This window comes from Mesorhizobium kowhaii (genome assembly GCF_042431665.1).
GTDB classification, from domain to species: Bacteria; Pseudomonadota; Alphaproteobacteria; order Rhizobiales; family Rhizobiaceae; genus Mesorhizobium; species Mesorhizobium kowhaii.
In genome coordinates, this window is sequence record NZ_JBHLYT010000006.1 from 264,336 (window position 1) to 276,978 (window position 12,643).

The window sequence follows — 12,643 nt, forward strand, 5'->3', positions numbered from 1 at the left end:
TCTGTTTAGCTGACAATATGGCTAGGTGACCAAACTTGGCCGATTTTCGCAATCGTGAAGGGGCGCGAGGCCTTGGAGCGGAAATTGACATGAAAAAACCCGGCCACGCTTCCGCGGCCGGGCTTTGTCCCGGGCCCAAAGGGCCGGATCTGGGTCACATCAGGCGAATTTAATTCGCCCGGGCGAAATTACTTCGCCTTGGCAACGACCGATTCGAACGGCTTGTAGGCTTCCTTGGCGAGTTCGGCATAGAGATCGCCAATTTTGGTGGCCTCGGCGACGAACGCCTCATAGGATTGCTTGGCATAGTCGGACTGGATCTCGATCGCCTTTTCCAGCGACTTGGCCGAAAACATCTTCTCGACGGCGGCGCTGCCGGCTTCGAAGCTCTTCTTGGTGTATTCACCAGCTTCGGTGGCGATCGCCTGCGCGCCCTTGGAGAGCGAAGCGAAGCTCTTCAATCCGGTATCGGCAAACTCTTTGCCGTATTTGCTGAAGTCCTCATAGGTCTGGGTCATTTCACGCATTCCCTTGGGTTGAAGCGTCCTTCTTCGGGGCGCCCTTGTGCAATGCACTCTAATATATTGTGCGCCGCACAAAAGTCAACATTTCGCCGGCGTTCAGACGCCGCCTGCGCAGTCAATGGCTAAAAATCGAATAAAGAGAGCTTCAAGCCCGAAGAAAATGGTGAACGCGGCGGTTACCATAAACGGATTGGTAACGCTGCCCCGGTAGCTTTGGCTGGAAGTGAGGCAGGACCCTTCGCCGCCTCCAACGCAACGAAGAATCCAAGGGAAGTACCAGTGCGTAAGGCGTTGTTGGGCATCGTTTCCAAATCCACCTCCCCTCTCAAAACGATGATGATCTTCGCCCTGGCGTTGACGTTCGTCTGCGGTGACGTTGCTTCATCACTGGCGGCGAGGCAGGCGGCCATTGTCGTGGACGCCAAGACTGGCAAGGTGCTGTACTCCGCGGATGCTAACGGCAGGCGCTATCCGGCTTCGCTGACCAAAATGATGACGCTTTACCTGACCTTCGAGGCGCTGGCGAAGGGCAAGATCAGCAGGAACTCGCAAGTTGTGTTTTCGGCCCATGCCGCAGCCGAGCCGCCGACGAAGCTCGGAGTGAAGGCAGGCGGTTCGGTCACGGTCGAGACCGCCATCCTGTCGATGGTCACAAAGTCGGCGAACGACTCGGCGACCGCGCTCGGCGAAATGCTCGGCGGCAATGAAACCAATTTCGCCCGTATGATGACGGCAAAGGCGCGGGCGCTGGGCATGAACGGCACCGTGTTCCGAAACGCCAATGGCCTGCCCGACCCCGGCCAGTTCACCACCGCTCGCGACATGGCAACGCTCGGCATCGCGCTGCGAGAGCATTTTCCCCAGTACTATGGCTATTTCTCGCAGCGCTCCTTTCTCTACGGGCGTCAGCGCATCAACGGCCACAACCGTCTGCTGGGACGCATCAAGGGCGTCGACGGCATCAAGACCGGCTACACCCGCGCCTCCGGCTTCAATCTCGTCTCGTCGGTTTCCGACGGCAATCGTCGCATCGTCGGCGTGGTCATGGGCGGCACCTCCGGCGGCAGCCGCGACAACCAGATGGCCACGTTGATCAACACCTATATGCCGCGGGCATCAACCCGCGGCGGTGGCGATCTGGTCGCCAAGGCCGGCGGCAGCAACCCGATCACAGCCCTTGCCAAGGTGCTGCTGCCCAAGCACGACGCGCCGACGCCGGACGACAAGCCGGTGGTGGCGCAGGATGATGCGACCCAGGACGATGCCACCGTTGCCGAGGACGCCACTGTAGCGGAAGACAGCACCGCGCAGAGCGAGCAAAGCGAAGAGGCTGCCCCCGTCGTCAAGACCAGGAAAGTCAAGACCGTCATCGTATCGGCGCCTCAGGTGGCCACGGCCCAGGTCGTGGCGGCCTATGCCGAACCGACACTGGCGCCGACGCCGACTGTCGACCCTGTCAACACCGCGTCGGTGCCGTCGGGCTGGGCCATCCAGGTTGCCTCGTCGCCGAAGCAGTCCGAAGCCCAGGCGTTCCTCGACAAGACCACCAAGCAGGCACCCAAGGTGCTGGCCGATGCGTCCGGCTTCACCATCGCCTTCGACAAGGACGGCGTCACCTATTACCGCGCCCGCTTCGGCGGCTTTGGTTCGAAGACCGCTGCCTGGAAGGCCTGCACCGCTTTGAAGAAGAAGAACATCGAGTGCTACGCCGTCCAGCAGTAGGACGGCGTGGACGTTATCTCCCGGAAAAATTCTGCGTCGAAGGAGAACTAATTGTGATTGGAGAGCAAGACGTCCTTGGCTTCATTGATCCGCGCCGCCAGGAAAGACGTGCCACCGACATCGGGGTGCAGGCGCTGCATCAGGCGGCGGTGCGCCTTGCGGACATCCGCCGCGGCGGCCCCCGCTTCAAGACCAAGGACCTTGTAGGCCTCCTCCTTAGTCATGGCGCCCGGACCTGGCGCAACACCCAGCCCTTCGCCACCGTTCGTCTCAGCGTTTTTGCGCCAGACGGGAAATCTGCCGTCAAGATACGTCTCTAGCAGTTGCCGACTCTCCGGATCGCCGGAGAGTTCGCGGTAGAGATGCTGCAATTCCGCCAGCCCCATCGCGCCAAGCATCTTGCCTTCGTGGCGGCCAGCCAGGACCAGTCCTTCAAGGCCGCCAGTATCGTGATCGAGTTCCATTTCAAGTGCTGCGGTGCGCACCGTCGAACGCTTGCCCGGTGCGAGCTTTGCCGTCTGCCGCTTCATCCGCATGGAACCATACCAGGCGATTGCCGCCGACAGAATTATGCCGCCGATGCCTTCGCGCCCGACCACAACCATAGCGATGCCGACCAGCCCCAGAAGGACCGGCCCGAGTGTCTTCATGCCGCTGGCCAATTTTCCTGGGTCGGCACGGAGGAAGATCGTGGCCGCGCCGAGAAGCACCAAAAGTAATGCTACCAATGCGATGATTGCGCCCATCAGTCCCCGCCACCCCGCAGATGCTCGATCATCAGCCGGTCTTCCGGCCTGCCTCTGGCCTCGAGCGCCTTCAGCCCGCCGGTTGCAAACACCGCAACGGCCGAAAGCAGTCCTGCCAGAGTCGCGGCAGCCCGCCGATCAAATCGGAACCAAGCCCCTTTGGACAACCGCGCGATTTCCTTAAACGCCTTTTCTGCGCCGGAATCATGACCTTCCTGGAAGACGAAGACAGGAACGCCATGCAGGCCGAGGCTGCCGGCCTTTTCCGCCAGATCGTCGATGTTCTCTTCCATCGCATCGCCGATATAGACCAGCGCATTGACCTTGGCCTTGGCCGTCTGTTTCAGCGCATGCGCCAGCACCTTGCCGATCTGGGTGTTGCCGCTGCGGCATTCGATTCGCGTCATCAGTTGCTTCAAGGCATTGGTATCGGTCACGAAAGCGGACGAACGGCACTCGCCCAGGCCGCGAAAGTAGACCAGTTGGACGCTGAGGGTTCCGGCCTTGCCGACGGCATCGAACATCTGGCCCTGCAGCTCACAGGCCAGATCCCAGGTCGGCTGGCGGCTCATCGTCGCGTCGAGCGAAAGGATCAGCCTGCCCGAACCCGTCGCCGACGCAGCCAGCGTCCTTGCCTGCCGAACAAAGGTTTCTATCTCGCCGGCATTGGATTGGGGTTTGACCGGCGCAGGATTGACCCTTGCGGGCACGGGCTGCTTCTTGTCGCTCATGAAAACAAGATGTGGCGTTGTTCCACCGCTTGCAAGCCCTGCCTAAGGCAACATTGAGGGCCAGACGCTTGGATTCCTGAGGGTCAGAGCAGGCCGAGATCGGCAAGCTCGCGCCTGAGCTTCGGCGGCATCTCGATCAGTCCGGCCTTGCCCTTGCCGAGATCAGCCGGCGCGTCCGCCGGTTTCAGATAGCGCCAGCCCTGAAAAGCCCGGCGCGGCTGCCAGTCGGTGCGCACGACTTGTGGATCGAGGATCAGATGGCAGCGGCCGATGCCCTCGTCGTCGGTGAATGGCCGGATTTCGGTGATCAACTGGCGGCACTGCACATTGCCCTTTATCACCCAGTAGAGCGAACCGCCATCGGTAACCTCGGCGCCGCGCGTCGGCATCATGCGTGTCGTGTGATACTGCTCGACCGGCTCACCGGAGCGCCGCCGCTCGTCAAGGCGGAAGGCGATCCACTCTTCGAGATCCTCGACGCTGTCGCAACCGACACAGAGTTTTATGAGATTGAGAGACATCGCTTAAGGTTTAGTCCGGTGCGCGGATGCGTCAACGGCCTGATCGACTTCTCCACAGTGCCAGCAGCCAGATACCAAGCCTGTGGTGCCCACAGCCTCTCAGCACTCCACGACATTGACGGCAAGCCCGCCAAGGCTGGTTTCCTTGTACTTTTCGTTCATGTCGAGGCCGGTCTGGCGCATGGTCTCGATCGCCGCATCGAGCGGCACGAAATGGATGCCGTCGCCCTTGATCGCCAGTGACGCAGCCGTCACCGCCTTGACCGCGCCGAGCGCATTGCGCTCGATGCAAGGCACCTGGACCAGCCCGCCGACCGGATCGCAGGTCATGCCGAGATGGTGTTCGAGCGCTATCTCGGCGGCGTTTTCGACCTGTTCGGGTGTGCCGCCCATGACGGCGCACAGGCCGGCCGCGGCCATCGCCGATGCGGAGCCGACCTCGCCCTGGCAGCCGACCTCGGCGCCGGAGATCGAGGCATTGGTCTTGATGATGCCGCCGACTGCGGCGGCCGTCAGCAGGAAATCGCGGATGCTCGGCTGATCGGCCTCGGGATGGAAATGCAGCCAGTAGCGCAGCACCGCCGGCAATGTGCCGGCAGCGCCATTGGTCGGCGCGGTAACGACGCGGCCGCCGGCGGCGTTCTCCTCGTTGACGGCCATGGCGTAGATCGACAGCCAGTCATTGGCGAGCAAGGGATTGGGCTTGTTCTGCTGCCATTGCTCCTGCAGCTTGTCGTGCAGCATGCGTGCCCGCCGGCGCACCTTCAGCCCGCCCGGCATGATGCCATCCTGCGACAGGCCACGGTCGATGCAGCCCTTCATGGCGCTCCAGATGCCGTCGAGGCCGGCGTCGAGCTCCTCGCGCGACATCTGCGTTTCCTCGTTGACGCGCTTCATGTCGGCGATGGAAAGGCCGCTTTTGCCGGCCATCGCCAGCATCTCGACCGCGTTCTTGAAGGGATAAGGCACCTTCTTGCCTTCGGTCGTCACCGACCCCTTGGCCTTCATCCGCTGCAGCTCTTCTTCCGAAACCACGAAACCACCGCCGATCGAATAGTAGATGCGCCTGAGCAGCAGACGGTCGCCGGAATCATAGGCGTAGAACGCCATGCCGTTGGCGTGGCCGGTGAGCGGCGTCTTGCGGTCCAGCACCAGATCGGTGGCCGGGTCGAAACGATAGGACGGGTGCCCGGGCGGTGAAATGCGCTTCTCCGCCGTGATGCGGCTGGCAATGCCATCAGCCTGATCGGGATCGACAGTCTGCGGCGTCAGGCCGGCAAGGCCGAGTATGACAGCACGATCCGAGCCATGACCAATGCCGGTATAGGCGAGCGAGCCATGCAGGCTGGCGGCGAGACGGTCGACCTTGACGCCCGCCGGGCGCGGCCAGTCATTTCCCGCGACCTCGTCGAGAAACCGCGCTGCGGCGGTCATCGGCCCCATCGTGTGCGAACTCGAGGGGCCGATGCCGATCTTGAACAGGTCGAAAACCGAAAGGAACACGCGGCGTTGTCTCCAAGAGTCACGTCGAGGACTACATATAGGAATTCCCAGGATGTTTCCGCTCTTTTGGCAATCGCGGCGCATCGCCTGCCGACCTTGTTTGCTCCGGCAGCGACATAGGTTGTCGATCGCTCTTTGCCGGGCATCGAAGCGATCGCACCGAATGTGATAAATTCAGCCCATGGGCGATTCCCTCGATCTTTCGACAGCCGATCTCGCGGCGCTGGCTTTCTTCCTCGTCGCGTGGCTGCTGCACACGCTTGCCTCCGACGGCAAGCTGGTCAGCCGGATATCGCTGACGACGGCGATGAATGCGCAGCGGCAAGCCTGGATGCGCACCATGGCCGAACGCGAGATCCGCATCGTCGACACCGCCATCATGAGCGGCCTGCAGCAGGGAACCGCCTTCTTCGCCTCCAGCTCATTGATCGCGATCGGCGGCTGCTTTGCCTTGCTCGGCGCATCCGACCGGGTTCTTGAAGTGCTGAGCGACCTGCCCCTGGGCGGCGCCCCGTCGCGCGCGGCCTTTCAGATAAAGGTGTTTGGGCTGGTGCTAATCCTGGCGTTTTCGTTCTTCAAATTCGGCTGGGCGTACCGGCTGTTCAACTATTGCACGATCCTGATCGGCGCGGTGCCGATCCCGCATGGCGAAGCGTCACGCAATCCGGTCAGCGAAACGGCGGTCTGGCGTGCGGCACAGATGAACATGCTGGCCGGAAAGCATTTCAATTCCGGCCTGCGCGGCGTGTTCTTCTCGATCGGCTATCTCGGCTGGTTCGTCGATCCCACGGTGTTCGTGCTGTCGACGCTGTTGCTGCTCGCCGTGCTGGTCCGGCGCCAGTTCTTCTCGGCCGCCAGACAGGCGGTGATCGGTCAGCCGCCAGGCCCTGGAAAGGGTTGATCGATCCGGCCTGACAGCCAGTAGGCAAAAAGCCCGATCCATTCACGGATGGCCATGGTGGTGGCCTGCAGCGAATCGGCGGAATTGTCGCGGAACAGGCCGATGCCTTCCCGCCCTGTGGTGCGATAGTCGACCGGCCAGGGAATTGTTGCAAAGCCGGCCTTGTCGAACAGCGCCTTGGCGCGCGGCATATGGAAGGCCGAGGTCACCAGCAGCCAAGTCTCGCCGGGCTTCGGTGTTACCAGCGCCTTGGTGAAGACGGCATTCTCATAGGTGTTGCGGGACTTGTTTTCGAGGATCAGGCGATCGGCCGCCACGCCAAGTGCGGTGAGCAGACGAGGCGCGGTGGCGGCGTCGCCCTCGCCTTCCAGGAACAATTCGCCGGTGCCGCCGGAGACGACCACCTTGGCGGTTGGAAAGCGCCGGGCGAGAATCGCGGTCTCGACCATCCGGTCGCCGCCGCTGTTCAGCTCATAGCCGCCGCGCACCAGGTTGATGGCGCCTTCGAAGCCGCCGCCAAGCACGACGATGCCGTCGACCCTTTGCGGCAGCGACGGGCGCGCAAAACGCTCCTCCAGCGGATTGAGCATCATGGCGCCGAGCGACGTCCAAGCCGACAGCGCAAGGATCAGAAACGCCAGAACGCTGCCGGTGGCCGCTAGCCGCCGTCGGCCGATCATTGCGGCAAGCAGCCCGGCCAGCAGCAGGAAGATCGTCAGGTTGAGCGGCTGGATGAAGAACCAAAAGATCTTGGAAAGGTAGAAGAACATCGCTCACCCCCGTCGGACGAGCGACATCCTTACCACCACTTCTCCGGCTGAAATGTGCCGGCCGCCTGCTCGATGACGGCAGCGGTCTGGAACAGGGTTTCCTCTTCGAACGGCCGGCCGATCAGCTGCAGGCCGAGCGGCAGACCCTTGGCGTCCAGCCCCGCCGGCACGGCGATGCCCGGCAGGCCGGCCATGTTCACGGTGACGGTGAAGATGTCGTTCAGATACATCTTCACCGGATCGGCGGCCATGTCCTCGTCGGCGATGCCGAAGGCGGCGGATGGTGTCGCCGGGGTCAGGATGACATCGACGCCGGCGGCGAAGACATTCTCGAAGTCGCGCTTGATCAGATTGCGCACTTTCTGCGCCTGCAGATAGTAGGCGTCGTAATAGCCGGCCGACAGCACATAGGTGCCGATCATGATGCGGCGCTTGACCTCGCGGCCGAAACCGGCGGCGCGGGTCTTCTCATACATGTCGACGATGTCCTTGCCCGGCACGCGCAGTCCGTAGCGGACGCCATCGTAGCGGGCGAGGTTGGATGAAGCCTCGGCGGGCGCCACGATGTAATAGGCCGGCAGCGCGTATTTGGTGTGCGGCAAGGAAATATCGACGATCTCGGCGCCCGCGTCCTTCAGCCAGGCAATGCCCTTCTGCCACAGCGCCTCGATCTCTCCGGGCATGCCGTCGACGCGGTATTCTTTGGGGATGCCGACCTTCATGCCCTTGATCGGCTTGCCGATCGCCGCCTCATAGTCCGGCACCGGCCGGTCGACCGAGGTCGTGTCCTTCGGGTCGACGGAGGCCATCGACTTCAACAGGATCGCGGCATCGCGCACGTCGCGGGCGATCGGTCCGGCCTGGTCGAGCGACGAAGCGAAGGCGACAATGCCCCAGCGCGAGCAGCGACCATAGGTCGGCTTGATGCCGACGGTGCCGGTGAAGGCGGCCGGCTGGCGGATCGAGCCGCCAGTATCCGTCGCCGTCGCGCCGGCGCACAGGAAGGCCGAGACCGCGGTTGCCGAACCGCCGGAAGAACCACCCGGCACCAGCTGTGCATTGTCCAGGCTGCGCGCGGTCCTGGTGCCGCCGGCCGATACGAAGCCGCCGTCGCCCTGATGCGTGGTCGGCATCACCACCGTGTCGAGGCGCGAGCGCCGCCACGGGTTGATGACCGGGCCGTAGTAGGACGTCTCGTTGGACGAGCCCATGGCGAACTCGTCCATGTTGAGCTTACCCAGCATGACCGCGCCGTCGGCCCACAGATTGGTGGTAACGGTCGATTCGTAGCGCGGCTTGAACCCATCGAGCACATGGCTGCAGGCCTGGGTATGGACGCCTTCGGTGCCGAACAGGTCCTTGATGCCGAGCGGGATGCCTTCCAGCGCACCGCCCTCGCCCTTGACCAGCCTGGCATCGGACGCCTTGGCCATGTCTCGCGCCTTGTCGCCGGTCACCGCGACATAGGCATTGAGCGCCGGATTGGCGCGATCGATGGCCGCGAGATAGGCCTCGGTGATCTCGGTCGCGGTGATTTCCTTGCCGCGCAGCTTGGCGCGGGCCTGCGAAATCGTCAGCTGGGTCAGGTCGCTCATCAAAGGCTCTTTTCGTAAAACACCGACCACTCGGAATCGGGATAATCCAGCACCGGGCCGCAGCGCGAAAACCCGGCACGTTCGTAGACGGTCCACGCGGCGGGATGACGATCGCCCGTCTCCAGCACCAGGCGCTTCAGCCCTTCATTGCGCGCCAGCGCCTCGACCCGCTCGACGATCCTGGCGCCGATCTTTAGGCCGCGATATGAAGGGCGCGTGTACATACGCTTGACCTCGCCGATGGCGCCATCATGGCGCTTCAGCGCGCCGCAGCCGATGGCAAGGCCGTTGTCGCGGGCGATGAAAACGGTCGTATCCTCACCGGCCATCTGCTCGACCGTCAGGTGGTAGCAATGCTCCGGCGGTGTCAGCTCGAGCAACGTTTCGTTGAGTTCGTTGACCAGTCCGCGCACGTCTTCCTGCAGCGGCGTTTCAATGGCGATCTCGATTGCCATCGGCGCGCTACTCCACGACCTTCGGCACGAGGAAGAAATTCTCTTCGGTCGCCGGTGCATTGGCAACGATGTCGGCGGCCTTGTTGCCGTCGGTGACGACATCCCTGCGCTTCTTCATTTCCATCGGCGTCACCGAGGTCATTGGCTCGACGCCGGAAACATCGACCTCGTTCAACTGCTCGACGAAGCCCAGGATGGCGTTCAGTTCGCCGGTCATGCGTTCGGCATCTTCTTCGCTCACCGCAATGCGGGCGAGACGCGCGACGCGCTTCACTGTCTTGACATCAACGGACATGTTTTGCCTCGGGGAAAACCAGTTCGGGCTATAGCGGCGCCGCGCGCGCGGCGCAACATGCATCGTGCGAGGCCGTGGTGGCGGCCCGGCTCTTCTGCCATCGGTCCGCGGACAAGATGCTGTCTATGGCAGGGCAACGCCCTCGCACAGATAGTAGCTGCCACTGTTGCCGGTGGCCTCGCTTTCGTCATCGGCCGGCCGGACCGAAACGAGATCGATCTGTGTCGGGCTCATTTGGGTCACTGAAAGGACGTCGGGAAAGACGTAACCCGGCTCCTGGCAGATGGCCGTCACCGCCCAGCTGGGCGAAGCTGTCGCCTTGCTGACCTGAACGAACTCGCAATTGTATTCGACGCCCTGCAGGCCGCGCGCCGAAAGCACGATGTTGCCGGCGTCGATCAGCGTCTGCAGCGTAGCCTTCCTCGCCTGCGCGCAAAGCTCCTCGGACTGAAGGTAGACGCCTTCGATGAAACCATCCGCTGCGAGCGCGGGCGACGCCGCGACCAACATGGAAACGCAAAGAGATTGCCTCAAAGCCATGGTTTCATTCCGCTTTAGCCGATTTCTAAATCGTAATCGTCTCACCGATCTTCGGCAATGCCACCTTCACACCGGATCCTTCCAGGCCCGCCTCGAACTTGTCAGCGGTCGGATCGATCATCGGAAACGTGCCGAAATGACAGGGAACCACGGTCTCGAACTTGAAGAAGCGGCGGCAGGCGAGCGCGGCCACCGCACCGCCCATGGTGAAACGGTCGCCGATCGGCACGATGCCGATCTTCGGTTCATGCAACTCGTTGATCAGCGCCATGTCGGAAAAGATGTCGGTGTCGCCCATGTGGTAGAGCGTCCTGTCCCCCGGGAAATGCAGGACGAGGCCGCCGGGATTGCCGAGATAGGTGTTTTGGCCGCCATCGCCGGGGAAAGAGGAGGAGTGCAGCGCCTGGACGAACGTGGTGGTGAAGCCGCCGCAATCGACAGTGCCGCCGATGTTGCCCGGATTGATCTTCGTGTCGCTGACGCCCTTGCCGACCAGGTACATGCAGATTTCGAAATTGGCGACCAGTTGGGCGCCACTTTTGCCGAGCACTTCCACCGCTCCGCTGATGTGGTCGCTGTGGCCATGCGTCAGCAGCACATGCGTGATCCCCTCGGCCGGCCCCTCCCAGCCACCCGTCCAGGACGGATTGCCGATCAGATAGGGATCGATGAGGATCTTGGCATCGGCGGTTTCGATGCGAAAGGCCGAGTGGCCGTACCAGGTCAATTTCATGAATGCTTTCCTCGATTTTTGCCTTGCCAAAGGATAGAACGCCGATGGCCCTGAGATCAAAGGGTTACTCTGTCCGTCGCGCGTTTGGCAAAACACGAGACGTTGAAAGGCGAAGGACGGCCATTGGGCATTATCACGATCGAGGAATTGCCGGCGCGGCTTGCCGGTGGCAAGACGCTGGCAGGGCTTGACCTCGGCGACAAGACGATCGGCGTCGCGGTCTCGGACCAGAGGTTCTCCTTCGCCCATCCGCGCCCGGTCATCATGCGAAAGAAATTCTCGCTCGACGCTGCGGTGCTGCTGGCCTTGCTGCAGAAGGAGAATGCAGGCGCGGTGGTGATCGGACTGCCGATTAACATGGACGGTTCGGAAGGGCCGCGCGCGCAGAAATCGCGCGCCTTCGTCCGCAACATGGCCCAGGTGAGCGACCTGCCCTTCGTGCTCTGGGATGAAAGACTATCGACGGTCGCGGCCGAAAGGACACTGATCGAGATGGATTTCTCGCGCCGCAAACGCGCCGGCAAGATCGATTCGGCGGCAGCCGCGTTTATTCTGCAGGGAGTTTTGGACCGGCTTCAGTCGCTCCACGCATCCGCTCGAACGGAACCGGACCCGCCCAGCGCTGCTTGATCCAGCCGGCGATTTCACGGCGGCGGCGAAACGCCCAGAGCGCCATCAGCAGAAAACCGTCGAAGACGCAGGCCTTTGCCACCATACCAGGGATGGTCGCCGGATCGATACCGAGCATCTGGCCATAGAGCTGGAAGACCAAGTCGTGCAGCTGCCGGCTCAGCATGACATAACCGAAGTTCATGTCGTTGAGCGACAGGTAGAACCAGCCCCAGAACAGCGCCATCGGGGCCGCCCACAATGCGAAGATATAACGCATCAGCGGCCTCCCCCGGGATTCGAGCCTGCCCGCCCCGATATGAGTGAAAGCAGTGAATTGTGGGCCGCGGCCTTTGCCATGCCGTGCGCGGCGGCGCGGATTTCGCCATCGGCCGGAGCGACCGCCGCGACAGACCGTCGCTCGGCAAGCATGGCGACATAGGATGCCAGAAGCGCCGCCAGTTGCACGGCGACAACCATGAACAGCCCGTTGATGCCTTGCGCGGCGCCACCGATGACGATCAGCGACAACACCCCGGACGCCGAGATGAAAGCGATGCGGGCAACGCTGTCGACGCCCTGGCTGGTCGCGTCATTGACCAAGGTTTCGACAAAGGCCCAGAAGAACAGCACCGCCACGACCAGCAATGCGGTGGCGAGCGGCGCCACGACGATGACGTTGTCGAGGTCGACGAAGCGAGTACCCTCTATGGTGGCCCCCAGCACGCCCAGCGCCGCCGCCACACCACGGTTTCCGTCGATGCAGATGAGCGCAAGCAGGGCGAAAACGATCGCCCAGTGCAAGGCCAGAAAAGAGGTCAGTACGTGTCGCATCGGCGTTCCTGGTTCGCAAAGTAGGGAATGGCAATTTGAACCATTCCTTGCTCTCGCCGCGACAGTGGGCTTTGCCGCCCGCCACCGCAACGGAAACCATTTGTTAAGGTTAACGGCGATCAATGACACGCGTGAGGAGGCTCGCCGGCACCTCAAAATGATGG

The 12,643-nt window shown here is 62.6% G+C and carries 16 protein-coding genes; 3 read left to right on the top strand and 13 right to left on the bottom strand.

All coding sequences use genetic code 11. The features are described from left to right. Positions 1-188: 188 nt before the first annotated feature. A complete protein-coding gene (locus tag ACFFNA_RS07150; protein WP_111546519.1) occupies positions 189-518 on the bottom strand; it encodes a phasin family protein in 330 nt (109 codons plus the stop codon). Between the two features lie 285 nt (positions 519-803). Here ACFFNA_RS07150 and ACFFNA_RS07155 point away from each other — a divergent pair, with 285 nt between their 5' ends. Next, positions 804-2,246, top strand: a complete 1,443-nt coding sequence (locus tag ACFFNA_RS07155; RefSeq protein WP_378916969.1) for a D-alanyl-D-alanine carboxypeptidase — start codon at positions 804-806, stop codon at positions 2,244-2,246. Between the two features lie 47 nt (positions 2,247-2,293). Here the strand turns inward: ACFFNA_RS07155 and ACFFNA_RS07160 are convergent, their stop codons facing one another. The 4 genes from ACFFNA_RS07160 to ACFFNA_RS07175 all read right to left on the bottom strand — a co-directional run bounded on the left by ACFFNA_RS07160 (position 2,294) and on the right by ACFFNA_RS07175 (position 5,747). After that, complete coding sequence (locus ACFFNA_RS07160) at positions 2,294-2,992, bottom strand: DnaJ domain-containing protein (RefSeq protein WP_378916971.1); 699 nt, start codon at positions 2,990-2,992, stop codon at positions 2,294-2,296. Then, positions 2,992-3,723, bottom strand: a complete 732-nt coding sequence (locus ACFFNA_RS07165; protein WP_378916974.1) for a vWA domain-containing protein — start codon at positions 3,721-3,723, stop codon at positions 2,992-2,994. The genes ACFFNA_RS07160 and ACFFNA_RS07165 overlap by 1 nt, the downstream gene beginning before the upstream one ends. A gap of 83 nt (positions 3,724-3,806) precedes the next feature. Further along, positions 3,807-4,244: a DUF1489 family protein gene (locus tag ACFFNA_RS07170; RefSeq protein ID WP_111546515.1), complete on the bottom strand. Its 438-nt coding sequence runs from the start codon at positions 4,242-4,244 to the stop codon at positions 3,807-3,809. A 99-nt stretch (positions 4,245-4,343) separates the two neighbouring features. Continuing rightward, a complete protein-coding gene (locus ACFFNA_RS07175; RefSeq protein ID WP_378916977.1) occupies positions 4,344-5,747 on the bottom strand; it encodes an L-serine ammonia-lyase in 1,404 nt (467 codons plus the stop codon). A 181-nt stretch (positions 5,748-5,928) separates the two neighbouring features. On the opposite strand from ACFFNA_RS07175, the gene ACFFNA_RS07180 reads away from it, so the two are divergent. Then, positions 5,929-6,648, top strand: a complete 720-nt coding sequence (locus tag ACFFNA_RS07180) for a DUF599 domain-containing protein (protein WP_378916979.1) — start codon at positions 5,929-5,931, stop codon at positions 6,646-6,648. Here the strand turns inward: ACFFNA_RS07180 and ACFFNA_RS07185 are convergent. The 6 genes from ACFFNA_RS07185 to ACFFNA_RS07210 form a co-directional block, all read right to left on the bottom strand. Then, on the bottom strand, positions 6,621-7,418 hold the full coding sequence (locus tag ACFFNA_RS07185; RefSeq protein ID WP_378916982.1) for a YdcF family protein: 798 nt from the start codon (positions 7,416-7,418) through the stop codon (positions 6,621-6,623). The two genes, ACFFNA_RS07180 and ACFFNA_RS07185, sit on opposite strands and share 28 nt — an antisense overlap. A gap of 29 nt (positions 7,419-7,447) precedes the next feature. Beyond that, a complete protein-coding gene (locus tag ACFFNA_RS07190) occupies positions 7,448-9,013 on the bottom strand; it encodes an amidase (RefSeq protein ID WP_378916984.1) in 1,566 nt (521 codons plus the stop codon). Next, positions 9,013-9,468: a GNAT family N-acetyltransferase gene (locus ACFFNA_RS07195; protein WP_111546510.1), complete on the bottom strand. Its 456-nt coding sequence runs from the start codon at positions 9,466-9,468 to the stop codon at positions 9,013-9,015. Before ACFFNA_RS07195 ends, ACFFNA_RS07190 begins: the two co-directional genes overlap by 1 nt. A gap of 7 nt (positions 9,469-9,475) precedes the next feature. Beyond that, positions 9,476-9,763: an Asp-tRNA(Asn)/Glu-tRNA(Gln) amidotransferase subunit GatC gene (gene gatC, locus ACFFNA_RS07200; RefSeq protein ID WP_027029060.1), complete on the bottom strand. Its 288-nt coding sequence runs from the start codon at positions 9,761-9,763 to the stop codon at positions 9,476-9,478. Positions 9,764-9,886: 123 nt separating this feature from the next. Next, positions 9,887-10,303 carry a hypothetical protein gene (locus ACFFNA_RS07205; RefSeq protein ID WP_111546509.1) on the bottom strand — a complete coding sequence of 139 codons (417 nt, stop codon included), beginning with the start codon at positions 10,301-10,303 and terminating at the stop codon, positions 9,887-9,889. A 25-nt stretch (positions 10,304-10,328) separates the two neighbouring features. Continuing rightward, a complete protein-coding gene (locus ACFFNA_RS07210; protein ID WP_378916989.1) occupies positions 10,329-11,036 on the bottom strand; it encodes a metal-dependent hydrolase in 708 nt (235 codons plus the stop codon). A gap of 123 nt (positions 11,037-11,159) precedes the next feature. Between ACFFNA_RS07210 and ruvX the strand changes: the two genes are divergently transcribed. Then, the gene (gene ruvX / locus ACFFNA_RS07215; RefSeq protein ID WP_111546507.1) at positions 11,160-11,666 is read left to right on the top strand and encodes a Holliday junction resolvase RuvX; all 507 of its coding nucleotides are present in this window, start codon (positions 11,160-11,162) and stop codon (positions 11,664-11,666) included. On the opposite strand, the gene ACFFNA_RS07220 is transcribed toward ruvX, so the two are convergent. Next, positions 11,584-11,925 (bottom strand): DUF6105 family protein, encoded by a 342-nt coding sequence (locus ACFFNA_RS07220; RefSeq protein WP_378916991.1) that lies wholly within the window; start codon positions 11,923-11,925, stop codon positions 11,584-11,586. The two genes, ruvX and ACFFNA_RS07220, sit on opposite strands and share 83 nt — an antisense overlap. Then, positions 11,925-12,479, bottom strand: a complete 555-nt coding sequence (locus ACFFNA_RS07225) for a hypothetical protein (protein ID WP_378916994.1) — start codon at positions 12,477-12,479, stop codon at positions 11,925-11,927. Before ACFFNA_RS07225 ends, ACFFNA_RS07220 begins: the two co-directional genes overlap by 1 nt. Positions 12,480-12,643: the final 164 nt, after the last annotated feature.